The organism is Tardiphaga sp. 42S5 (assembly GCF_034044155.1).
Classification (GTDB): Bacteria; Pseudomonadota; Alphaproteobacteria; order Rhizobiales; family Xanthobacteraceae; genus Tardiphaga; species Tardiphaga robiniae.
Map to the genome: position 1 here is coordinate 2,980,545 of NZ_CP139027.1, position 23,671 is coordinate 3,004,215.

General features: G+C 60.9%; 21 protein-coding genes. 9 read left to right on the forward strand and 12 right to left on the reverse strand.

The features are described 5' to 3' along the window. Nucleotides 1-6: 6 nt before the first annotated feature. Nucleotides 7-225: a hypothetical protein gene (locus SFY93_RS13900; protein WP_320447525.1), complete on the forward strand. Its 219-nt coding sequence runs from the start codon at nt 7-9 to the stop codon at nt 223-225. A 71-nt stretch (nt 226-296) separates the two neighbouring features. Here SFY93_RS13900 and SFY93_RS13905 read toward each other — a convergent pair whose 3' ends face one another. Both SFY93_RS13905 and SFY93_RS13910 read right to left on the reverse strand, forming a co-directional pair. After that, complete coding sequence (locus SFY93_RS13905) at nt 297-1,187, reverse strand: 50S ribosomal protein L11 methyltransferase (RefSeq protein WP_320447526.1); 891 nt, start codon at nt 1,185-1,187, stop codon at nt 297-299. Between the two features lie 216 nt (nt 1,188-1,403). Further along, nucleotides 1,404-3,005 carry a phytoene desaturase family protein gene (locus SFY93_RS13910; RefSeq protein WP_320447527.1) on the reverse strand — a complete coding sequence of 534 codons (1,602 nt, stop codon included), beginning with the start codon at nt 3,003-3,005 and terminating at the stop codon, nt 1,404-1,406. 249 nt (nt 3,006-3,254) lie between these two features. Between SFY93_RS13910 and SFY93_RS13915 the strand changes: the two genes are divergently transcribed. Continuing rightward, nucleotides 3,255-5,531, forward strand: coding sequence for a spermidine synthase (locus SFY93_RS13915; protein WP_320447528.1), 2,277 nt, complete (start codon nt 3,255-3,257; stop codon nt 5,529-5,531). A 4-nt stretch (nt 5,532-5,535) separates the two neighbouring features. On the opposite strand, the gene SFY93_RS13920 is transcribed toward SFY93_RS13915, so the two are convergent. Beyond that, on the reverse strand, nt 5,536-6,324 hold the full coding sequence (locus SFY93_RS13920) for a L,D-transpeptidase (RefSeq protein WP_320447529.1): 789 nt from the start codon (nt 6,322-6,324) through the stop codon (nt 5,536-5,538). Between the two features lie 278 nt (nt 6,325-6,602). On the opposite strand from SFY93_RS13920, the gene SFY93_RS13925 reads away from it, so the two are divergent. Continuing rightward, nucleotides 6,603-6,929: a hypothetical protein gene (locus SFY93_RS13925; protein WP_089268246.1), complete on the forward strand. Its 327-nt coding sequence runs from the start codon at nt 6,603-6,605 to the stop codon at nt 6,927-6,929. Nucleotides 6,930-6,993: 64 nt separating this feature from the next. Here the strand turns inward: SFY93_RS13925 and SFY93_RS13930 are convergent, their stop codons facing one another. From SFY93_RS13930 to SFY93_RS13945, 4 genes are all read right to left on the reverse strand, one after another. After that, nucleotides 6,994-7,755, reverse strand: coding sequence for an ABC transporter permease (locus tag SFY93_RS13930; RefSeq protein ID WP_093760486.1), 762 nt, complete (start codon nt 7,753-7,755; stop codon nt 6,994-6,996). Between the two features lies 1 nt (nt 7,756). Beyond that, nucleotides 7,757-8,677, reverse strand: a complete 921-nt coding sequence (locus SFY93_RS13935) for an ABC transporter ATP-binding protein (protein WP_089268247.1) — start codon at nt 8,675-8,677, stop codon at nt 7,757-7,759. A 154-nt stretch (nt 8,678-8,831) separates the two neighbouring features. Beyond that, entirely contained in the window at nt 8,832-9,113 is a 282-nt protein-coding gene (locus tag SFY93_RS13940; RefSeq protein WP_089268248.1) for a type II toxin-antitoxin system HicB family antitoxin, read from the reverse strand. Nucleotides 9,114-9,115: 2 nt separating this feature from the next. Continuing rightward, entirely contained in the window at nt 9,116-11,581 is a 2,466-nt protein-coding gene (locus SFY93_RS13945; RefSeq protein WP_320447530.1) for an ATP-dependent helicase, read from the reverse strand. Between the two features lie 271 nt (nt 11,582-11,852). On the opposite strand from SFY93_RS13945, the gene SFY93_RS13950 reads away from it, so the two are divergent. Then, nucleotides 11,853-12,026 carry a DUF1328 domain-containing protein gene (locus tag SFY93_RS13950; protein WP_309946607.1) on the forward strand — a complete coding sequence of 58 codons (174 nt, stop codon included), beginning with the start codon at nt 11,853-11,855 and terminating at the stop codon, nt 12,024-12,026. 3 nt (nt 12,027-12,029) lie between these two features. On the opposite strand, the gene SFY93_RS13955 is transcribed toward SFY93_RS13950, so the two are convergent. After that, the gene (locus tag SFY93_RS13955; protein ID WP_320447531.1) at nt 12,030-12,536 is read right to left on the reverse strand and encodes a thioesterase family protein; all 507 of its coding nucleotides are present in this window, start codon (nt 12,534-12,536) and stop codon (nt 12,030-12,032) included. A gap of 81 nt (nt 12,537-12,617) precedes the next feature. Between SFY93_RS13955 and SFY93_RS13960 the strand changes: the two genes are divergently transcribed. The 3 genes from SFY93_RS13960 to SFY93_RS13970 all read left to right on the forward strand — a co-directional run bounded on the left by SFY93_RS13960 (nt 12,618) and on the right by SFY93_RS13970 (nt 19,441). Next, entirely contained in the window at nt 12,618-14,033 is a 1,416-nt protein-coding gene (locus SFY93_RS13960; RefSeq protein WP_320447532.1) for an FAD-binding oxidoreductase, read from the forward strand. Between the two features lie 194 nt (nt 14,034-14,227). Further along, nucleotides 14,228-15,544 (forward strand): MFS transporter, encoded by a 1,317-nt coding sequence (locus SFY93_RS13965; RefSeq protein WP_320447533.1) that lies wholly within the window; start codon nt 14,228-14,230, stop codon nt 15,542-15,544. Nucleotides 15,545-15,769: 225 nt separating this feature from the next. Continuing rightward, nucleotides 15,770-19,441 carry an AsmA family protein gene (locus SFY93_RS13970; RefSeq protein ID WP_320447534.1) on the forward strand — a complete coding sequence of 1,224 codons (3,672 nt, stop codon included), beginning with the start codon at nt 15,770-15,772 and terminating at the stop codon, nt 19,439-19,441. Nucleotides 19,442-19,497: 56 nt separating this feature from the next. Here the strand turns inward: SFY93_RS13970 and SFY93_RS13975 are convergent, their stop codons facing one another. From SFY93_RS13975 to SFY93_RS13990, 4 genes are all read right to left on the reverse strand, one after another. Then, a complete protein-coding gene (locus SFY93_RS13975) occupies nt 19,498-19,755 on the reverse strand; it encodes a ribbon-helix-helix domain-containing protein (RefSeq protein WP_068734045.1) in 258 nt (85 codons plus the stop codon). Further along, a complete protein-coding gene (locus tag SFY93_RS13980; protein WP_116660764.1) occupies nt 19,752-19,940 on the reverse strand; it encodes a DUF4169 family protein in 189 nt (62 codons plus the stop codon). Before SFY93_RS13980 ends, SFY93_RS13975 begins: the two co-directional genes overlap by 4 nt. 293 nt (nt 19,941-20,233) lie before the next feature. Further along, nucleotides 20,234-21,646 (reverse strand): class II fumarate hydratase, encoded by a 1,413-nt coding sequence (gene fumC, locus SFY93_RS13985; RefSeq protein WP_320447535.1) that lies wholly within the window; start codon nt 21,644-21,646, stop codon nt 20,234-20,236. 108 nt (nt 21,647-21,754) lie between these two features. Next, nucleotides 21,755-22,270, reverse strand: a complete 516-nt coding sequence (locus tag SFY93_RS13990; protein ID WP_089268256.1) for an SspB family protein — start codon at nt 22,268-22,270, stop codon at nt 21,755-21,757. A 257-nt stretch (nt 22,271-22,527) separates the two neighbouring features. Between SFY93_RS13990 and SFY93_RS13995 the strand changes: the two genes are divergently transcribed. Both SFY93_RS13995 and SFY93_RS14000 read left to right on the forward strand, forming a co-directional pair. Beyond that, on the forward strand, nt 22,528-23,130 hold the full coding sequence (locus SFY93_RS13995) for a chromate transporter (protein WP_089268257.1): 603 nt from the start codon (nt 22,528-22,530) through the stop codon (nt 23,128-23,130). Further along, nucleotides 23,127-23,663: a chromate transporter gene (locus SFY93_RS14000; RefSeq protein ID WP_320447768.1), complete on the forward strand. Its 537-nt coding sequence runs from the start codon at nt 23,127-23,129 to the stop codon at nt 23,661-23,663. Before SFY93_RS13995 ends, SFY93_RS14000 begins: the two co-directional genes overlap by 4 nt. Nucleotides 23,664-23,671: the final 8 nt, after the last annotated feature.

Genomic DNA, 23,671 nt, shown 5'->3' on the forward strand with positions numbered 1-23,671 from the left:
TACACAATGCCTGCTTTTACGTTCGAGAAGATTTCGCCGCCCGCCTCGCCTGGCCATTCCCAGCCCACCCAGCAGATTCAGTCCACCCAAACCCAGCCCAATCAGCCAAATCAACGTAGCGGCATCGTCCAGATTCTGGGCCGTTTCGTCGAAGCCCGCGTGACGCGCGCCGAGCGGCTGGAAAATGCAACGCTTCGTCGCCGCGACGTGCCTCCCCCGAAGTAGCAAAATCAGCCGTCAGCTTTAGCCAGATAGCCCGTCGTTATTCCGGAGTTCGGAAAATGGCGAAAGGCGTGTCAGCCTGCGCGTTGCATCAACAGGCTGCTCCAGCCTTCGATGATCTGATGCTTGCGGAGCACAAGACCGCGGGCGCGATACGCGGCGATCACGCTCATCGCCTGATGTGGCAACAGCCCGGACAGGATCACCATGCCATTGCGGGTGAGGTGTCGTGTCATATCTGTGGACATCGCCCGCAGCGGATTGGCGAGGATGTTTGCGAGGATCAGGTCAAACGGCGCGCGATCGCCGAAAGCCGGCGAGGAAAAGCCCGTTGCGCAAACAGTATCGACGAGATTACCGACGCCGTTGAGCCGCATATTCTCGCGTGCCACCCTCACAGACATCGGGTCGATATCGGTCGCCAGCACGCGGCGTTTCGTGGCCTTGGCAGCAGCGATGGCCAGCACACCTGTGCCGGTACCCAGATCGAGCATCCGTTTCGGCGCTTTCGCACGCAGCACATAATCGAGATAGATGAGGCAGCCGCGCGTGGTGCCGTGATGGCCGGTGCCGAAAGCGAGTGCGGCTTCGATCTCGATCCCGAGTTGATTGGGCCGTACTTGGTCCCGGTCATGCTGGCCATGGACGATGAAGCGGCCGGCGCGCACTGGCACCAGACCCTTGAGGCTCTCCTTGACCCAGTCCTTGGCCTCGATGCTGTCGAACACGATGCTCGCCGCCACGGTGTCGTCCGAGGCGAGGCTGACGAGGTCGCGGATCGAGGCCTCGTCCGGCGGATCGGCGAAATGCACGGTGACATCCCAGCGGCCCTCGGGGCTCTCGAATGCAGCAATCGCGGCCTGGCCTTCCTCGAAACTCTCGGTGAGGAGATCGACGATTCGCTTGGCACTGAATTCGTCGCCGACGGCAAAGGTGGCGCGGCTGGTTCCTTGAGGTGCGGTCATCGCGGGTCCGGATCGGCGTCGTGAACAGGGTCTGCACAGCTTAGGCGCGCTTCGTACAGGGTTTATCCCCGCGGGGATACAGGGTCGATACACCGGCCGCACACAGGGTTATGAGCCGATTATACCGCTGTACTCCCGAGCTTCCGCACAGGCTTGTTCAGGACCCATCCACTGCCTATGCACAGGCTTATCCACAGGCTTATCCACAGGATGTCCTCAGCCGAACAGCGCCCGGTGGTCCCTGAGGATCGCCTTGGCCGCATTGTGGCCAGGCGCGCCCGTCACGCCGCCGCCGGGATGCGCGCCGGAGCCGCAGTGATAGAGCCCCTTCAGCGGCCCGCGATAATCCGCATGGCCGAGCATCGGGCGGGCCGAGAACAGCTGGTTCAGCGAGAGCGCGCCATGGAAGATGTCACCCCCGAGCAGGCCGAAGTCGCGCTCCAGATCGAGCGGTGACAGCGCCTGCCGGCCGATCACGCTGGCGGCAAAGCCCGGTGCATAGTCATCGACGGTCTTGATCATCAGGTCCGCGACTTCGTTCCGATGGTCATCCCACGATGCGCCGTTCGGGAGTGTCGGCGCAACATGCTGGCAAAAGAGACTGGCGACGTGCTGGCCCGGCGGGCTGAGGCTGTCATCCAGAGTGGAGGGGATCAGTACTTCGACAATCGGCTGGCGGCTCCAACCACGTTGCTTCGCATCCAACCAGGCGCGATCCATGTAGTCGAGACTCGGCGCGATGATAATGCCGGCCGAGAGATGATCGCCGTTGCCGGGCAGTGCGGTGAATGAGGGCAGCGCGTTCAGCGCGACATTCATCCGGAACGTGCCGGAGCCATTGCGCCAGTTGCGGATGCGATCGAGGAACGGCTTGGGCAGCGCATCCGCCGGCATCAGCCGTGTATACAGCAGCTTCGGATTGACGTTGGAGGCGACATATTTCGCGCGGATACTCTCGCCATTGTCGAGGATGACGCCGACGACCTTGTCGTTCTCCACGAGGACTTCGCGCACGCCGTTGTCGAGTTCGATCTGCACGCCGTGCGAGCGTGCGGCAGCGGCCATGGCCTGCGTGATCGCGCCCATGCCGCCGATGGCGTGACCCCAGACACCCTTCTTGCCGTTCACTTCGCCAAAAGCGTGATGCAGCATCACATAGGCCGAACCGGCGGCATAGGGGCTGGCATAGTTGCCGACGACGGCATCGAAGCCGAACAATGCCTTGACCAGATCATGCTCGAAAACGTCGTCGAGCATCTCGCCGGCGGAGCATGTGAACAGATCGAGCAAGACGCGTTGTTGCTCGATGCTCAGGGCGTTCAGAATCTTGGCAGTGCCCAGAGCATTGATGGCCTCGCTGATGGTGCCCAAGCCAATACCCTGCACCACATTCGGCGGCGCGCGCAGCACGAAGGCGCGCAACACATCGGCGATGATTTCGAGCTCATGCGAGAACGCGCCGATCCGCTCGGCATCGCGCGCGTTGAGCTTGGCAACCGACTGTTGCGTGCGGCCTTCGCCTGTGAGGAGATAGCTGCCGTCCGGCGCGGGAATGAAATTCTGCGCCTTGCGCTCGACGATCCGCAGGCCGTGTTCAGCGAGCTTCAGATCAGAGGCGATCTGCGGGTTGAGCAGGCTGACAGTGTAGGCCGCGACCGAATTGCGGAAGCCGGGGTGAAACTCCTGCGTCACCGCGGCGCCGCCAACCACGGAACGTCGTTCGACCACCTTCACGCGCAACCCGCTCATGGCGAGATAGGCCGCACAAGTGAGGCCGTTATGGCCGGCGCCGATGATCAAAACGTCGGTGTCTGACATGTCCGCTTCAACAAAGCCTGCTAGAGCGTTTTCGCGCGAAGCGGCGACCGGTTCGCATGAAGAAAACGCGTCAAACGAAAATAGGGCCCTCTTTATCGAAGAGGCGCGCGCGCGGCACAAGGCCGCCCGTCACGATTGTGGTTCCATAGTTAGCGCGCATTGCCCGAAACGGTGCCATATGCTCCATTCCCGCCCGCCGGTCGCCGGCCGGATTCTCGCCTTTCTGCCGCGCAATACGCTGGAGCCTTCATGAGTTCGTCGCAGCCCGTCGCCGCCCCAAACTCGGCCTCCCGCAATCGGCTTCTTCTGGTGGTTTACACCGCGGCGATCTTCACCAGTGCGCTGCTGTTATTCTCGGTGCAGCCCCTGTTCACCAAGATGGTGTTGCCGCGGCTCGGCGGGTCGCCGGCGGTGTGGTCGGTGGCGATGGTGTTCTTCCAGTCGCTGCTGCTCGGCGGCTACGCCTACGCCCACTACCTGATGCAATTGCGAAGCCGGCTGGTGCCGATCGTCGTTCATCTCCTGTTGCTGGTTGTTGCGCTGCTGACGCTGCCGCTGTCCATCGCATCGGGCTGGGGCACGCCGCCGGAGAGTGGCTATGCGTTCTGGCTGCTCGGCCTGTTCGCGGTGTCGATCGGTCTGCCGTTCTTTGCGCTTGCTGCGAATAATCCACTGCTGCAGGCTTGGTTCGTACGCACCGGTCATCCCAACGGTCACGATCCGTATTTCCTCTATGCGTCGTCGAATATCGGGAGCTTTCTCGCGCTGCTGACCTATCCGGTGCTGCTGGAGCCGATGTTTTCGCTGCGCACGCAGAACCTGATCTGGACGTCCGGCTATGGCCTACTGATCCTGCTGATCGCCGGCTGCGGCGTCTTGCTACTGAAGTCGCCGCCGATTGCGGTCATTGAACCGGGGGCTGATGCCATCGACGCGCCGGCGCCGAGCTGGGCGCTGCGTGCCCGCTGGATATTCCTCGCGGCTGTCCCGTCCGGCCTGCTGATCGCCGTCACTGCGCATATCTCGACCGACGTTGCCGCCGCGCCGTTGCTCTGGGTGCTGCCGCTGTCGCTTTATCTGCTGACCTGGGTGCTGGTGTTCCAGTCGCGGCCGCTGCTGCCGCATACGTGGATTCTCATGCTGCAGCCGCTGGCGATTGCCGGCGTCATCGTGTTGCTCGCGGTTGGCGGCGAACAGAATCTGCTGCTGACGCTCGGCGGCCATCTGCTGGCCTTCTTCATCATCGCCATGGCGTGCCATGGTGAATTGGCTCGGCAGCGTCCTGCAGCCCGCTATCTCACGGGCTACTATGTCGCATTGTCGTTTGGCGGTATGGTTGGCGGTCTGTTTGCCGGCCTCATCGCGCCGTTCACATTCTCATGGATCGCAGAATATCCGATCCTGATTGCATTTGCCGTGCTGTGTCGGCCGTCTTTGCCGGAGCGCTATTCCGGCTGGGCGCGCTGGTACTGGATCGCGCTCGTGGTTGCCGCCGTCGCATTGATCGTGCCGAGCTACACGACCGGCAAGCTGTTCACGTGGATCGATACCCAGCGCGTCTATGTCGTTAGCACCGTTGCTGTCGTCGGCATGATCGTTGCGATCCTGCTACGCGCCGACCGGCTCAAGCTCGTGGCCATCACGGTCCTCGCACTGGCGCTGATCCGTTTCTACCCGGCGGACGATGGTCGGGTCGAAACCGTGCGTAGTTTCTTCGGCGTGCACAAGATCGTGGTGACGCCGAACAACCAGTATCACGTGCTGATGCATGGCACGACGATCCATGGCGCCGAGAAATATCTTAATGACGATGGCACGCCGGTGACCGGCCGGCCGGAGCCGATCTCCTATTATTACAAGGACGGCGGCATCGGGCAGGCGATCACGGCGGTACGGGCCCGCAAGGGGGCACCGCTTCGCGTGGCAGTGATCGGACTTGGTTCGGGGTCACTGACCTGTGCATCAGCGCCGGGCGAGGACTGGAAATTCTTCGAGATCGATCAGTCGATGGTCGATACCGCCAGGGATCCGAAATATTTCAGCTACATCCAGAAGTGCGAGCCGGACGTCAAGCCGGTGATCGGCGATGCGCGGCTGACCTTCGCGAAGGAGCCTGACGGCGTCTACGATCTCATCATCGTCGATGCCTATTCGTCGGACGCGATCCCGATCCATCTGGCGACCGAGGAGGCGATGGAGATCTACAAGGAAAAGCTCGCCCCGCAGGGCGCCGTCGTCATGCATGTGTCGAACCGGCATCTCGAACTCGCCAGCGTCGTGGTCGGCATCGCCGACGCCAATGACATGAAGAGCTGGGTGTATTCGGAGGATTCCGGCCGCGACAACGAATATATCTTCTCGACCAACGTGGTCATCTCGGCCCATGACGCCGCCGATGTCGGCTCGATCGCGACGTCATCGCAATGGGCCCTGACCGAGGCGAACGACGATCAGCGGGTCTGGACCGACGATTATTCCAACGTGCTCGGCGCCGTGTGGCGCCGGCTACGGGACGGGGACAACTAACCCCTCAGTAGTCGCCGAAGAAGCCACGCGGCTGATACGGCCGCGGCGCGGAGGCCTGCGGCGGGTATTGCCGGCTATAATAGCCGCGATTGGCGTAATACTGCTGGGTCTCGGCTTCCGTCATGCGGCGATAGCCGGGAGGGGCCGGATAACGCTGACCGTCATTGCCATCGGCCGGATAGATGTAACGATCGTCATCCGTCGGCTGTACCTGACGTGCGACGCGGCGGTTCGGTGCCACGGCCTGCGGCGTGAGATCCATGGGATTGCCGGCGGCGTCATACGACGGTGAAGCAGGAGCGATATCGCGGCGGGCGACGGCAGACGGCTTCGCCGGGCGCGGGTTGCGGGCGAGGGCGACCTGTGAGGAGCCCGTCAGCGTGACGGTGGTGTTGAGCACCCCGTCAGCCTTGACCATGGCAAACAATGTTGCGGCGTTCTCGCGCGACAGTCGCACGCAGCCGTGGGAGGCCGGCGAGCCCAGGCGGTTCACGGAATCAGTGCCGTGGATGGCGTGGCCCTTTTTGGTGAAGAAGATGGCATGGGGCATTGGCGCATCGTCGAATTCCTTGGAGAAGTGATCCTCCTCCATGCGGAATGTCTGGAAGCTGCCATTCGGGGTCTCGTAGGACGGAATGCCTGACGAGGCCGGCCAGCGATATTTCTCGACGCCGTCCTGAACGACGGTCAGCTGCTGGGCATCCTTGTCGACGGTAATGGCGATCTTGGCCTGCGCAGTGCTGGTAGCGGCGAAAACAGCGAGACCTGCAAGGGTCATATAAAACGAACGCATCTTACCTTGGCCTCCGGGCCGTAACCTGTTGTACCGCCTACCGTCCCGCCTCCAATATGCATATGGGGCGGCCCGGGTGCCAGTGACAGTTTCGTGCATCCTTAATGTTGGGCTAGGCGGCACCAAGGCGGCGACCGGGCCGAAAGAGGGCTCGGCCCGACCCGAGGATGCGCGATAGGAAGCTTCTCATGAAGGCAGATGGAACCGGTTCCTAGGTCGCGCGTTGCCGTCCCACAATCGCAAGCGGCGAATTCTCGTCGCTCAGAGGGAAGCTCCAGATGACCGTTAAGACCGCTGTGTTGCCGATCAGTTCGTCGATGAAGACCCGCCTGGCATTCGCCGCGGGCGTGCTGGCTCTGGTCGCCATGCCGCATTTTGCGCAGGCGCAGGGCGTATTTCGGGGTGGTGAGCAGGGGGCCAATCAAGGTTACCGTGACGGCAATCGCGCCGCCGGACCGGTCGGCGGTGTGGTCGGTGGCGCAGTTGGCCTTGGCGTCGGCGCGGCCGTGGGCGGCGTGAAGGGTGTACTTGGAATTCCAGAAGGTCGACGGACACAGTGCCGCGGCTATTACAACCGCCATGGCAAATTCCGCTGCTATCGCTAAGCGGATATTGATTTGAAATGAAAATGGCCCGGTTCAAACCGGGCCATTTTTGTTATCAGCGATTTCAGTTTTTCAGTTTGTAGCCGGTCTTGAAAATCCACCAGACGACCAACATGCAGATCACCAGGAACATGCAGGTTACGCCGATGCTCCAGCCGACGCTGACGTCGGAGATCTCATAGAAGCTCCAGCGGAAGCCGCTGATCAGATACACGACCGGATTGAGCAGCGTGACGGTCCGCCAACCCGACGGCAGCATGCTGACGGAGTAGAAGCTACCGCCCAGGAAGGTTAGCGGCGTCACCACCAGCAGCGGGATCGCCTGCAGTTTCTCGAAACCGTCAGCCCAGATGCCGATGATGAAGCCGAACAGGCTGAACGTCACTGCCGTCAGCACCAGGAAGGTCAGCATCCACCACGGATGCAGGATGTGCAGCGGCACGAACAGTCCGGCGGTGGCCAGAATGATCAGGCCCAGCAGGATCGACTTGGTCGCAGCAGCACCGACATAGCCGAGCACGACTTCGACGTAAGACACCGGCGCCGACAGCAATTCATAGATCGTACCGGTGAATTTGGGGAAGTAGATGCCGAACGAGGCGTTGGAAATGCTCTGCGTGAGTACCGACAGCATCACGAGACCAGGCACGATGAAGGTGCCGTAGCTGACGCCCTCGATGGAGGTGATGCGCGAGCCGATCGCGGCGCCAAACACCACGAAATACAGCGAGGTGGAAATCACCGGCGAAACGATGCTCTGCAGCACGGTGCGCCAGGTGCGCGCCATTTCGAACAGATAGATGGCGCGGACAGCTCTGAAGTTCATGTTACTTCCTCACCAGGCTGACGAAGATGTCTTCGAGCGAGCTCTGTGTGGTGTCGAGATCGGAGAAGCGGATGCCGGATTCGCGGAGATCGCCGAGCAGGCTGGTGATCCCGGTGCGCTCGCTCTTGGTGTCGTAGCTGTAGATCAACTGATGGCCGTCCGCTGCCAGTTCGAGGTTGTAGTGAGCCAGGCTGGCTGGAATTTCCGTAACCTTGCCTTGCAGATACAGCTTGAGCTGCTTCTTGCCGAGCTGCTCCATCAGCTTGGTCTTTTCCTCGATCAGGATGATCTCGCCTTTGTTGATGACGCCGATGCGGTCGGCCATCTCCTCGGCTTCTTCAATGTAATGCGTGGTGAGGATGACCGTGACGCCGGCAGCGCGCAGCGTGCGCACGACTTCCCACATGCCCTTGCGCAATTCGACGTCGACGCCGGCGGTGGGCTCGTCGAGGAACAGGATTTGCGGCTCGTGCGACAGCGCCTTGGCGATCATCACGCGGCGCTTCATGCCGCCGGACAGCGTGATAATCTTGTTATCCTTCTTGTCCCACAGCGAGAGGTCTTTCAGGATTTTCTCGATCAGCGCCGGGTTCTTCGGTTTGCCGAACAGGCCGCGGCTGAAACTGACCGTGGCCCAAACCGATTCGAAGGCGTCGGTGTGCAGTTCCTGCGGCACCAGCCCGATCAGCGACCGCGCGGCGCGATAGTCCCGGGCGATGTCGTGACCATCGACCATGACCTTGCCGGAGGTGGCATTGGCGATGCCACAGATGATGCTGATCATCGTCGTCTTGCCAGCGCCGTTCGGCCCCAGCAGCGCGAAGATCTCGCCGCGGTTAATATCGAGGTCGATACCCTTCAGGGCCGTAAAGCCCGAGGCATAGCTCTTGGTCAGATTGGAGACGGAAATGATGGGTGACATCGGCGATATGATCGTTCGAAAAGGGGAAGGCAGAGGACCGGGCGGTCATACCGGGACGCACGAACGGCGCAGCCGAAACGGCTTTGTCGGGCGCGGGGTGCGTACATAGGAATGCAGATGCGCCGGCGCAATCGCGGAACAGGCGATTTTAGGGCTATTCTGCGGCTTCGTAGTCGATCTCGACAATCGTGCCACCGTCGGCCGCATCGGCAAATGCAGGGTCGCTGGTTAATTGCTCGATGGTGCGCGGCGTCGGAAGGCCGCTCGAGCCGTCCGGATTGCGCCAGTCTCCGGCCGCGTATTCGAGCGTTTCCTCGGCTTCCTCGATGGCTTCATCGAGGGTGTCTCCGGCGGTCACGATGCCGGGCAGGTCGGGAAAGGAAACGTTGAAGGTGCCGCTGGCGTCCTTCTGAATGAGCGCAATATAGACCGGCATTGTCAGACACGTTCCACGAAACTGTCGACGACCTTCTTCTCCCCCGCCTTCTCGAAGACGATGGTGAGCTTGTTGCCGTCGATCTTGGTCACATTGCCGTAGCCGAACTTCTGGTGGAAGACGCGATCCTGCAGCGTGAAGTCGGACTCCGTGCCGGTGGACTTCGCGATCAACTCGCCCTCGATAGTCATCGGCCGCTTGTTTCGCGATGAAGAAGAGCCGCCGAAAGGCGACTGGCCTTCGCTGAAGCCGCTGCCGCCCTGTCCGCCGCGCGAGCGGTTGGCCTGCGCGCGCTGCCAGCCCGGTGTCGAATAGCTCGATCCGAACGATTCCACGTTGTCGAAGCGTGATGCGCCGTAGCCGCCTGCGCCGCCCCAGCCCGAACCGCCCTTTGATTCCGTGATCTCGACATTGGCCGCCGGCAATTCATCGAGGAAACGCGACGGCATCGTCGTGTTCCAGGTGCCGTGAATGCGCCGGTTGGTGGCGAAATAGAGTTTGGCGCGGCGGCGTGCGCGGGTGATGCCGACATGGGCGAGGCGGCGCTCTTCTTCTAATCCTGCGCGGCCCTGATCGTCGAGCGCGCGCTGATGCGGAAACAGGCCTTCTTCCCAGCCGGGTAAAAATACATTGTCGAATTCGAGGCCTTTGGCGGAATGCAGCGTCATCACCGACACGGCATCCTCGTCTGCACCGCCCTCGCGGTCCATCACCAGCGAGATGTGTTCGAGGAATCCCTGCAGGTTCTCGAATTCCTCCATCGAGCGCACCAGTTCCTTGAGGTTCTCAAGGCGGCCGGCAGCATCGGCGGAGCGATCCTTCTGCCACATGTCGGTGTAGCCACTCTCGTCGAGCACGACTTCGGCGAGTTCGGTATGCGGCATCACTTCGCTTTGCTTGCGCCAGCGTTCGAAGCTCATCATCAGGTCGCGCAGGCTGCCGCGCGCCTTCGGCTTCATCTCGTCAGTCTCGACAACCTGACGTGCAGCCTCCGACAGCGGAATGCGACGCCGGCGGGCATGATCGTGCAGCATCTGCACCGTGGCATCGCCGAGGCCGCGCTTGGGCACATTGACGATGCGCTCGAAGGCGAGATCGTCGGCCGGCGAATTGATCACGCGCAGATAGGCCAGTGCATCGCGGATTTCCGCGCGCTCATAGAAGCGCGGGCCGCCGATGACCCGATAGGGCAGGCCGAGCGTGACGAAGCGGTCTTCAAATTCGCGCATCTGGAACGAGGCGCGCACCAAAATGGCGATGTCGTTGAGCTTATTGCCTTCGCGCTGCAACTGCTCGATCTCTTCGCCGATGGCACGGGCTTCTTCTTCTGAATCCCACGAACCGGTGACGGTGACCTTCTCGCCATCGACGTCCTCGGTGCGCAGCGTCTTGCCGAGACGTCCCTCGTTGTGTGCGATCAGATGCGAGGCCGCAGCAAGGATATGGCCGGTTGAGCGGTAGTTGCGCTCCAACCGGACGACCTTGGCGCCGGGAAAATCATGTTCGAAGCGCAGGATGTTGTCGACCTCGGCGCCGCGCCAGCCGTAGATCGACTGGTCGTCGTCGCCGACGCAGCAGATGTTCTTGAGCGGCACGGCCGGTTTGCTGTCTGCCGATGGGGCGTCCGCTTCCGGCAGCAAGCGCTGACCGGGCGCCTGCGACAGCAGCCGCAGCCACAGATACTGCGCGACGTTGGTGTCCTGATATTCGTCGACGAGGATATATTTGAAGCGTTGCTGATACTGCTTCAGCACATCCGGATGCTCGCGGAACAGCCGGATACATTCCAGCAGGAGGTCGCCGAAATCCGCAGCGTTGAGTGTCTTTAACCGGTCCTGATAGGCGGCATAGAGCTTGCCGCCCTTGCCATTGCCGAACACGGCGGCTTCGCCTGACGGCACCTGCGATGGCGTTAGTCCGCGGTTCTTCCAACCGTCGATCAGGTTGGCCAGCATTCGCGCCGGCCAGCGCTTGTCGTCGATATTGTCAGCCTGCAGGAGCTGCTTGAGCAGTCGGATCTGGTCGTCGGTGTCGAGCACCGTGAAATTGGATTTCAACTGCACCAGTTCGGCATGGGTGCGCAGGATGCGGCCACCGATCGAGTGGAAGGTGCCAAGCCACGGCATGCCCTCGACCGCCTGGCCGAGCATGATGCCGAGCCGGTGCTTCATCTCCCGCGCGGCCTTGTTGGTGAAGGTCACCGACAGGATTTCACCGGGCCGCGCACGGCCCATGCTGAGGATATGGGCGATCCGCGAGGTCAAAACCTTGGTCTTGCCGGTGCCGGCACCCGCGAGCACGAGGACAGGGCCGTCGAGCGTCTCGACGGCGTCGCGCTGCTCCGGATTGAGCCCGCTCAGATACTGTGCCGCTGGCGCCGCAGCAGCGCGCGCACGCGCGCCAATGCCGCCCGCCGCCGGTTGGTAGGCAGGGAGATCGTTGGCGGGCATTTTGCGTGCGTCACTCATGCGAATCGTATTCCGCCCACGTTGGCACCGTGGGGCCTTAAAGGGGAGCCTTCTTAGCAGGATAGGAGGGCATATAGGAGCGAGAGGCTTCTGGCGACAGACTTATCCCCGCATGGGGCTCATCTGACGCCCGTTGGCACGCAGGAGCGCTCTCGTTTCAGTGATGTTGGCCGGTACGTGGGTCGGGAACTTTCGTTTTCGCTCCGGCTTGTTTCAGCATCAAGCGCGACGGCGAATGCCGCGTCAAAAACCAAAAACTGAGGTTTGTGCCATGTTCAGCTGGGTCGTTACCTTCCTCGTCATTGCTCTCATTGCCGGCATTCTCGGCTTTGGCGGTGTCGCCGGCGCCTCCATCGAAATCGCCAAGGCGATCTTCTTCATCGCCATCGTCCTGTTCCTGATTTCGGCCGTTGTGGGCCTCGTCCGCGGCCGCACGCGCGTCTGACGGTTATTTCTTCGAGGGCATCCCGATCGATCGGCCGATGCCCTCGGGGCGATCTACGGATCGGTGCGCATTGGCCAGCGCCTGCACGCGGGCGCTGATATCAGGCGGAAACGGCGCAACCTTCCGGGCCGTCATGTCCATGTGGAGCGTCATGTTTTCCGACGTCGCCGACAGCCATCCCTCGGTGGCGTGGCGCAACTCCTTGAAGGTGTGAATGCGCTTGTCGTCCGCAGCGACAACCAGGATCGACACCTGAGCGGGATCACCGAGGTGGATTTCCCTGACATAGCGAACATGGCATTCGGCCGTGAAAGTCGAGTTGTTGCGCCCCCTCATATATTCGGGACCGATCCCGATCTTGAGCCAAAGGTCGTCGATCGCCCGGTCGAACAGCACGTTGTAATAGGCCATGTTGAGATGGCCATTATAGTCGATCCATTGCGGTTCGATCTGCATGACATGCGCCCGGAAAGGGACGGGTTGCAGCAGATCGTCGGTTGGCTCAGTCATCGGTAATTCCTGTCCCGCTCTCACGTCTCTTGACCCGTTATACAACCTTTGCCACGGTCCCGCCGCGTCGGAGGGACTGCTGTGGCTAGCATTGCGAACAATTTGAAACGACCGGAGCCGAAGGCCTTGGCCACGGCGCTTGAAGCGCTGACGGCGCGTTTTGGCAATCGGCTGGTGACGTCGCAGGCGGTTCGCGAGCAGCATGGCCATACCACGACATGGCTTGCCAACCAGCCGCCGGATGGCGTCGTGTTTGCGCAGGAAACCGCGGATATCCAGGACGTAGTCCGGATTTGTGCAGCGAACAAAGTTCCGGTGATCGCATTCGGCACCGGCACGTCGCTGGAAGGTCAGGTCAATGCGCCGGCAGGCGGCATTTGCATCGACATGCGCGACATGAACCAGATTTTGGAAGTGCACAGCGAAGACCTCGACTGCGTGATCCAGCCGGGCGTCACGCGCAAGGCGCTCAACGAAAATCTGCGCGATCAAGGCCTGTTCTTCCCGATCGATCCCGGTGCCGATGCGTCGCTTGGCGGCATGGCGTCGACGCGCGCCTCCGGCACTAACGCGGTGCGTTACGGGACGATGCGCGACAACGTGCTCGCGCTCAAAGTCGTGCGCGCCGATGGTGAGATCATCAAGACCGGCACCCGCGCGAAGAAATCTTCTGCCGGCTATGACCTGACGCATCTGTTCGTTGGCGCCGAAGGCACGCTGGGCATCATCAGCGAGCTGACCGTCAAGCTGCGTGGCATTCCTGAAACCATGGCTGCCGCGTCATGTTCGTTCGCCACGGTGGCAGGTGCCTGTCAGGCGACGATTCTCGCGATTCAGACCGGCATTCCCGTTGCAAGGATTGAGCTGCTGAATGAGGCGCAGGTTCGTGCCTGTAATTCCTATTCCAAGCTGACGCTGCCGGAAACGCCGCTGCTGCTGCTGGAATTCCATGGCAGCGAGGCCGAAGTGGCCGAGCAGTCGCGAAATTTTCACGAGATCGCACTGGAATGTGGCGGTGGCGATTTCTCATGGACGACGAATCCGGAGGATCGCACCAAGCTCTGGCAGGCCCGTCACGATGCCTATTGGTCGGTGAAGAGCATGCGACCGGGCTCCGATGTCGCGGCCACCGACGTTTGCGTACCGATTTCCAAACTCGCGGAATGTGTCGCTGCGACCGAAGAGGATCTCGCACGCCTCGGCCTGTTGGCGCCCATCGTCGGCCACGTCGGCGATGGCAACTTTCATTGCTCGATGGTCTGCGATCGCAATGACGCCAATGAGGTCGCCCGCGCGGAGGACTTCATGCACCGCCTCGTTCAACGGGCGCAGGCGATGGGGGGCACCTGCACAGGTGAACATGGCATCGGGCAAGGCAAGCAAAAGTATATGCAGGCCGAACTGGGCAGTGAGGCGCTCGACGCCATGCGGGCGCTCAAGAAGGCGCTTGATCCTGACAATATCTTCAATCCCGGGAAAATCCTGCCGCCGGCGTGACGCCAGATTGCCGCGTCCGGTCAGGCCGAATGCGGACGGGAAAATTCGGCAGCAGCGGCGATGCTTAACTATTCTTAAAAAGTTTAAAGTTGTAGATATAATTATATACCAGCATGGATTGCGCTTTTCGGTTACGGAAGGTGCAATCAAAAAGCTTTGACGCAGAATGCGTCCAATAAAAAAGGCATCATCCGATGCGGCTACCGTTTTTCTATGGTTGGGTCATCGTCGCCGTCACGTTCGTTTCCATGGCCATCGGGGTCAATGCGCGGACATCGTTCTCGCTGTTCTTCCCGCCAATTCTCCAGGAGTTCGGCTGGGACCGTGGCGTCACCGCCGGTGCCTTTTCATTCGGCTTCCTGATTTCCGCGATCATGAGCCCGCTGATGGGCAGACTGATGGACCGCGGCGGCCCGCGAGCCGTCATGGAACTTGGCACCGTGCTGATGGCAGCCGGCTTGTTGCTGGCGCCGCTGACGACGCAGCCGTGGCATTTGTACATGACCATCGGCGTTCTGGTCGGCGCAGGTAGCGTCTGCCTCGGCTATTCCGGACAATCGCTGTTTCTGCCGAACTGGTTCAGCCGCAAGCGTGGCCTCGCGGTCGGCCTCGCATTCGCCGGCGTCGGCATCGGGTCTGTGAGCGTGCTTCCCTGGGTGCAGGTGATGATCGAGCAGACCGGTTGGCGCACCGCCTGCACAGCCGTCGGGCTGGTGGTGCTGGTGGTCCTCGTGCCGATCAATCTGCTGCTGCGCAAACGCCCGCAGGACATGGGGCTCTTGCCGGATGGCGATCAGGCGCCGACCTCGTCGGCGAAGCATGTATCCAACGTGGTTGACCCGGTTTGGGCCAGTATCGACTGGACGCTGGCACGCGCCATACGAACGGCGCGGTTCTGGTGGCTGGCGCTCGGCCTGTTCGGTGGGCTGTATGCCTGGTATGCCGTCCAGGTTCATCAAACCAAGTATCTGCTCGACATCGGCTTCACGCCGGGTGTCGCCGCCTGGGCGCTCGGTATGGTCAGTCTGTTCGGTGTGCCCGGCCAGATATTTCTCGGTCATCTGTCCGATCGCATCGGCCGCGAATGGATCTGGACCGTCAGCGGTGTCGGTTTCGCAATCTGCTTTGCGTCCCTGATTGCACTGGAATCCGTGCCGAGTCTGGCGCTCGTCTATGTCATGGTGATCTCGCAGGGCCTGCTGGGCTACGGCGTGACATCCATCATGGGCGCCGTGGTTTCCGAGATTTTCCAGGGCGAGCATTTCGGCAGCATTTTCGGCACACTCATGCTGGCTGCGCTGGCCGGCGGCGCCGCCGGTCCCTTGGTGACGGGTATCCTGCACGACCATTTTGGTACCTATACGCCCGCATTTGCCCTTGGAATCGCAGTCAGCTTCCTCGCGACCTTCGCGGTCTGGATGGCATCGCCGGGCAAGGTGAGGGCGGTGGCCGGACGTTTGCACCGCGCCCATGGCGTCGCAAAACCGCTGGAGCAGGGTGCTTCGACTTGATCGAAGCCGGGCGATTTGCCGCAAGCGGATGGCGAGGGATGGCTGATCTGGCCATGTATTGCGTGCTGTGACTTCGCCACAGTTGGCTCTATAAATAGATGCGTTCCCGCGTATTTCTGCGTGGCCCTGCAACGTCTGTAAGGCGTATTGCCCAGTGACGTGCTGCAATGCACTTTGCCTGGCAGGCAGGCGGACATTCTGCCGGAGCGCTTGAGGGGAGATTCGGTGCAGACGACACTGCTCGGCCTGGCAATTGCATTTATCCTGGCGCTGGTTGCTGCTCTGGTCGGGCCCTATTTCGTCGACTGGAATCAGTTCCGCCCGCAATTCGAGGCTGAAGCCACGCGCGTGGTCGGTGCGCCCGTTCGCGTCAGCGGCGGGCTGGAGGCGCGGTTGCTACCGGCGCCCTCGCTGCGGCTGCAATCGATCACGGTGGGAAGCCCCAATGATCTCGGCAGAATCCGTGCAGACAATCTCGATGTGGAATTCAGCCTCAGTTCGTTGATGCGCGGCGAATGGCGCGCGACAGAACTCACCATCGGCGGCGCTGCGGTCGATCTCGGCCTCAACGCGCAGGGGCGTATCGAACTTCCGGCTTCCACCGGGCCATTCAATCTTGGCGCGCTCGCGATTGATCGGCTGAATATCACCGGTCGCGTCGCGCTCCATGATGCGGCGAGCAAGAGCACGCTCGAACTCTACGACGTCGCCTTCAGCGGCGATGTTCGCTCATTGGCGGCCGGCGCCATGCGCGGTGATGGCAATTTCCTGTTGTCGGGCGCGCGCTATCCGTTCCGTTTGTCCTCCGGGCCGACCGGCGACGGCAACGGCACGCGCGTTCGTTTTACTGTGGACCCCGGCGAGAAGCCCTTGTCCGTCGATCTCGATGGCGTGCTCAACTTCGACAATCGCACGCCACGCTTCGATGGCGCACTGACTCTCGCAAGCCCGGCCGGTCTGAAGGCGAATGGCGTGAGCGATCAACTGCCGACGCCGTGGCGCGTCTTCGCCAAGGTCAAGGCCGACCCGGCGGCTGCGCATATGGAAGCGCTTGAAGCCAGCTATGGCGCGGAAGAGACCGCTTTCAGGTTCGCTGGTCTTGCTGACATGCGCTTTGGCACATCGCCACTGCTGCATGCAGTGCTGTCGGCCAAGCAGCTCGATGCCGATCGCCTGCTCTCCAGGGATCAAGCGACCAACGATGCCGTCACACCGTTGCCGGTGTTACGCAGGCTGCTGGCGAGCATTCCTTCTGCGCCTTTGGCGACACAGATCGAGATCGGCGTGGAGCAGATCATGCTCGGCGGAAAGCCTGTGCAGAATATCGGTGCGGATCTGCGCGGTGATCCAGCGACATGGACGATCGATCGTCTTGAGTTTCGTGCGCCAGGCGCGACCCGCGTCACGTTGAGCGGCGGAGCAGCACAGCCAGGTGCATCAGGTGGCTTCAAGGGGGCCATCGCGGTCGAATCGTCCGATCCGGATATGCTTGCTGCGTGGCTCAAGGGCCGAACAGACATTGGCTTGCGCAATCAGAAGCCGCTACGCATTCGCGGCAATGTCACTTCGGTGTCCAATCGCTTGGCCATCGAGGCACTCAAGGCGGAGATCGACGGCGGTACGGTCGAAGGCCGTGCTGCATATTCGTATCCCTCAGCCGCTGGCGGTTCGCGCTTTGATGCGGACCTGAAAGCTGACAGGCTGGATCTCGACGCGGCAGTGGCCTTGATCCGATCGCTTGGTGAGCCGCAGGCCGAGTGGCCGGATGCAGGGCAGGTGTCACTCGATATCACGCGTGCTGTATCAGCCGGGCAGGAGATGCGCCCGTTCGTGGCGCAACTGGCCTACAGCCCAAAGATGATCTCGGTCGATCGCTTCAAAGTCGGTGAAGCCACCGGCCTGATGCTCGACGGCCGCGCTTCGTTCGATCGCATCGAAGCCACGGGCGGACTGACACTCAACGCCACATCCGCATCGATGAGTCTGATCAGCAATATGCTCGCGCCGCTGGCGCCGTCTGTCGCGTCGCGGCTCAGCGCCATGACCGCGATGCCCGGCGCGGTTCGCGTCAAACTGTCGCTCGATCTGGCAAAGGATCAACAACGCGCCGATCGCACAAATGCGCGCGCCGTATTCGATATCGATACACCGCAAGTGAAGGGGACGACGACGCTGACCGCATTTGCTCCCGTAGCGGCGATGCGTGACGTCGACCTCAATGAGCTGTCGCGCAGCGATATGGCACTCGAGTCCAAATTGGCCGGGCAGGGGGGACCGCTTCTCGCATTGCTGGGTCTGAATAACATGATCGCCGCAAGCGACGCCGTTGTGAATTTCGAAGGATCGGCAAAAGGACAGTGGCGCGCGCCGCTGCGCGTCACGGCAAAACTGTCCGGCGCGGATGTCGATGCCGATGTTCAGGGTAGTGCAGAACCTTGGGCGGGATCACCGAAAGCATCGCTCGCGCTTGCGATACGTCGCGCCAATCTGGCGCCGCTGGTCGCTCTCAAGCCGTCGGATACGGCCGCGCAGAATGTCAGCCTGTCATCGCGGCTCACATTGAACGGCGACAAAGTTACGTTGGAGGATATCGACAGCACACTGGCTGGCTCACGCGTGCGCGGCCGTATTGCGCTGACGCTCGGTGCCGAGAAAGCCATTGATGGTCAGATCGGCATGGATGCGATCGAACTTGGACCGGCCTTTGGTCTCGCTGTGGGCACGAGAGGTCGCGACGCCACGGATCCGCTCGGGCATGGTGTGCTGCAGGGATGGCGCGGGCAGTTGGCCTTTCAGGCGCTGCGCGGGACATTGCCTGGCGGTGTTGAATTGCGTCCCATCAGTGGCACTGTGAAGAGTGATGGCCAGGCCCTGACGATCGATACGATCAAAGGGTCTGTCGGTGGCGGCGAAATCACGGCTGATGTCGATCTCAAGCCATCGATCACCGGATATGCGCTTGGCGCCCGTGTGCAATTCTCCGGCGTAGATGGAGCGGCGTTGCGCTATCGCTCTCTGACAATGCCCGCGGGCAAGACGTCGCTGCGGATGACGCTGGCCAGTCAGGGGCGCAGTGCCTCGGCTCTGGAAGGCGCATTGTCCGGCAGTGGATTGCTGACGATCGACGGGGCGCGCATCAATGGCCTCGATCCACGCGCGTTCGACATTGCCATTCGCGCCAGCGATTCCGGGCAGGCCACGAATGACGCCAAGCTGCGTCAGATCGTCGATACCGCGATCACCGGCGGAGCATTGTCCGTAACTTCGGTGCAGGTCCCGTTCAGTATCAAGGACAGCCGCCTGCGCGTTGGTGCGACGACGCTCGATGGCGAAGGAGGGCGTGCGATCGTGTCAGGAGGTTACGACATCGTTGCCGACCAGGTGGATATGCGCGCGACATTGACCGGCACGAGCGCGGGGACGTCGAGCGTTCGACCGGAAGTTCAGATCTTCGCGGTGGGAACGCCTGACAAGCTTGATCGCACGCTAGATGTGGCGGCGTTATCATCCTGGCTCGCAGTGCGCGCAATCGATCGCGAGACGCGCCGGCTTGATTCGCTTGAACGCGGTGAGTTGCCACCGGCGGCTGTGCCCGTTGCCGTTCCTCCGCCGTCCGCCTCGCTGCCCGTCGACACGCAGACGCCTGCGAGCGATCCACCGACAGCCTCTGCGCCCTCCGATGTGCTTCTTCCCGGTCGCGATCCGCGCCGTCTTGCACCGAAGGCTGCTACGCCTCGTCCTGCGACACCGCCTGTTGCAAGTCAGCAGGTTGCGCCGCTGCCAGCACCCATTGAAGTTCATCCGGCACCTGGTGCTGCGCGCACACCAAGGCCGAGGCCTGCGCCTCCGCTAGTACTAACACCGCCGACCGCGAGTTCAGCGCGGCCGACGTTCTGACGATGACTCAGCAAACACGACCGACGGCGAAGCGATTCGCTTTAGGTCGGCTGTGTTTACGCCGAGAGATTGTGCTCCGGCATCCGCTGTTGCGGAACGGCACGTGTACGGAAGTAATCGAGCACGAACAGCCGAATCGCGGACGACAAATTGCCCTGCTGACGGTTTGTGTCGATCTCACCAACCAGCTCGGAAAGCGTCATGTCGCGAAGATTCGAAATCTCCTTCATGCCGTTCCAGAACGCCTCTTCGAGACTCACGCTGGTCTTGTGACCCGCAACAACGATCGATCTCTTAACTACGGGCGATTTCATGATGCGTCCTCGCCATCGATGTGATGCTGATCCAGCACGTTGTTCGCACGGACTGTGCGCTGCTCCTGCAATGTTCGTTCTGACTTAGTTCGTCCGAAGCGCACACGGTTTATATCGGCTTGCTTTGCCGATTCCTCTCGTGCAGTGCGCTTCTTGAAGCGATTGAGATTGATCAGGTCACCCATGATCGCTCCTGTCTTTCAAAATGATGGGGTGGGAAACGTCGTCTTCACCATCCAGTAGTTGTACGAGACGAGGGTGAATTCGGTTTCGGTATCCATCCTAAAATATTCTCCGTAGTTCCAAACAAGCTCCGCAGAAAAATGAAGTCATCTACGAAGCGTAACCAGATCACCTTCTGCTGTATCACAAGGAAAAACGCGTCTGATATGCGACCATTCTAACCATTTAGCAGATATGAATTATAACTATTTCCTTCTGGAGTTATTCTCAACAAGCTGTGAGCAAATATTCTTGCTTACCCAGGATGTATCATTTTGGCCGGCTGAACAAGAAGATCGAACTCTGCTGCACTAACAAAACCGAGCCGCAGCGCTTCCTCCTTCAATGTCGTTCCGTTTGCATGAGCAACCTTAGCTACTTTCGCCGCGTTATCGTAACCGATTTTCGGTGCGAGTGCAGTCACGAGCATCAGTGATCGTTCCATCAACTCATGAATTCGTTTTTCATCGGCGCGAATGCCGTTGATGCAGTGCTCTGTGAAGGATCGCGCAACGTCTGCCATCAATTGAATGGACTGCATCATGCAATGGGCCATCACCGGCTTGTAGACATTGAGCTCGAAGTGACCCTGACTGCCGGCCACCGAAATTGCCGTGTGGTTACCGAATACCTGACAGCATACCATTGTCATTGCTTCACATTGTGTCGGATTTACCTTTCCAGGCATGATCGATGAGCCAGGCTCGTTCTCCGGAAGTATCAATTCGCCAAGTCCGGAACGCGGGCCAGATCCGAGCAATCGGATGTCGTTTGCAATCTTAAATAGACTAGTTGCAGCTGAGTTGATCGCACCGTGTGCAAACACATAGGCGTCGTTTGATGCGAGTGCTTCGAATTTGTTCGGTGCAGTGATGAAAGGCAGCTTGGTAATTGTTGCTGCGTGCTTCGCGAACAACTTCGCAAAACGAGGCTTGGAGTTGAGGCCGGTCCCGACTGCAGTTCCACCTTGGGCGAGCGGGTAGAGATCCTTCACGACGCTTCGTAGGCGTTTGATGCCGCTTTCGATCTGTGCGGCATAGCCTGAAAACTCCTGCCCGAGCGTGAGCGGCGTCGCGTCTTGTGTATGCGTACGTCCGATCTTCACGATCTTTGCGAAGGCTTTTTCCTTCTTGCGCAACGCAGCATGTAGTTCGCTTAGTGCGGGGATGAGGTACTCAACAATACCCTGCGTTGCCGCAATGTGCATCGCAGTCGGAAACGAATCGTTGGACGATTGACTCATGTTGACATGGTCATTGGGATGCACTGGCTTCTTCGCGCCGCGTTCACCGCCAAGAAGCTCGTTCGCACGATTGGCAATGACCTCGTTGAGATTCATGTTGGTCTGCGTGCCGGAGCCGGTTTGCCAGACGACCAGTGGGAAGTGATCATCCAGCTTCCCATCGATGACTTCGCGCGCTGCGCTCACAATGGCTTTTGCAAGCTTGGGCTCGAGAAGTTTGAGTTCGCGATTGGTTTCGGCCGCTGCCAGCTTGACGATGCCGAGCGCGCGAATGATCGGCATCGGCATGCGATCGTGACCGATCTTGAAATTCTGTCGCGACCGTTCCGTTTGCGCTCCCCAATAGCGATCCGCTGCGACCTCGATCGGACCGAAGCTGTCGGTTTCGGTGCGGGTGGTGGCGGAGGTCTTCGAGGATTTGGCCATGGGTACGGTCCTTGCGATGCCGCGCTCCCTGCAGAGACTTCTGGCGGGTGCGGCGCATAAGAATGGGGCCGCGCGAACGCGGCCCCGGCACCTTACAACGTCTTGCGATTATTTTTTCCGGAAGCGGTCTAAACGGACGACTTCTGCACCTTCGCCCGATTTTGGCGGTTCTTCCTCTGAAGCAGGCGCGGGCGGAGCCGGAGGGGCGGCGAGAGCAGATGCCGCAGTGGCTGCGGACGACGCACCGGCAGCCGGGGTCTCTACAGCGGTTTCGGTTTCGAACTGCAGGCCGAACTGCACCGAGGGATCGTAGAAACTCTTGATGGCGTTGAACGGCACGACCAGGCGCTCGGGGATGCCGTTAAAGGACAGGCCGACCTCGAAGCGATCTTCGGTGACCACGAGATCCCAGAACTGATGCTGCAGGATCACCGTCATTTCCTCTGGATACTGGGCCAGCAGGCGCGGCGACAGTTTGACGCCGTCGGCCGTTGAAACGAAGGTGATAAAGAAGTGGTGCTCGCCCGGCAGGCCGTGCTCAGCAGCGTCGATCAGCACGCGCCGCAGAACGCCACGAAGGGCGTCGCGCGCCAGCACATCGTATCGAATATGATCGGTTGCCATCGGTCGGTCCCGTCGCTTGTCTTGGTCGTGGCCATATATGGAGTGAGGGCGAGGCCGGGAGGCCGACTCGCGTCACATACTGTTCTATCTATTCTATCCCGGTCTTGACCCGAGGTCAGCAGCCGGAAAAGCTGGCGCCTTCTATATATGACGCAAATTGGACGCGATACAGCCGGGCGGTCATTTCAACCGCCGATTGGCGTGGAAACAGGCAAAAATCGATTGGCCCGATGGACGGATGGCCCTAGTTCTGGACCATGCGTCCAAGTTCACCACAGGCTGACGCCCCCATTGCAGAACTCGCGTCGGCATCGCCGCCGGGACTGCTGACGCTATTCCTCGCCTTTGCAAAGATGTCCCTGGCCGGTTTCGGTGGCGTTCTGGTTTGGGCGCGCCGGGCGATCGTCGAGCAGCACGGCTGGATGACGCCCGAGGAATTCAATGAGACTTTCGCACTTTGCCATTTCTTGCCGGGGCCGAATATCGTCAATCTGTCGGTGGTGTTCGGGGCGCGGTTTCGCGGTGTGCCTGGCGCTATTGCAGCCTTTGCGGGATTGCTGGGTCCGCCCGTGGTCATCGTGACCATTCTGGCGATCCTGTATGCACGCTTTGGGGATATCGAAGCGCTGCGGCGCACGCTGGCCGGCGTCTCATGCGCTGCCGTTGGACTGCTGTTCGCGGTGATTTTCCGAATGATGCTGCCTCTTCTGAAGAAGCGTGAGCCGGTTAGCCTGGCGCTCCTGATCGCCGTTTTCGTCGCCGTTGGCGTGATGCGATGGCCATTGCCGACCGTTCTTCTGGTGTCGATTCCTGTCAGTATCGGCCTGACCATGTTGATGCGACGGCGGGCGGCAGCATGAACGATGCCACTCCCGGATCGCTTGTCACGCTGGCCTGGTCGTTCGGGCTGATGTCGCTTTTTGCCGTAGGCGGCGCCAATTCGGCCATTCCCGAAATTCATCGGCTCGCGGTCGATGTCAATCACTGGATGTCCGACAAGCAGTTCGCGGATGTGTTTGCGATCTCGCAGCTGTCGCCGGGGCCGAACGTTCTCATTGTGACGCTGATCGGCTATCAGGTCGCCGGCATGCTCGGCGCAATGGTTGCAACACTGGCCATGTGCGGGCCGACGGCCGTGTTTGCTTATTTTGTCAGCCAATTGCTTGCGCGGTCGGGCCACGCGCAATGGCCGGGAATCGTACAGGCCGCGCTGGTCCCCTTATCGATAGGTCTCATGAGCGCGAGCGGGCTGGTTCTGCTGTTCGCGTCCGACACCACCTGGACGGCGTTTCTGGTAACGGGGAGTGCCGCCGTTTTGGCGTTTGCCACGCGGCTTAACCCGCTATGGTTGTTAGTTGCCGGGGGCCTTCTTGGTTTCGCTGGCGTTCTCTAACGAAAATC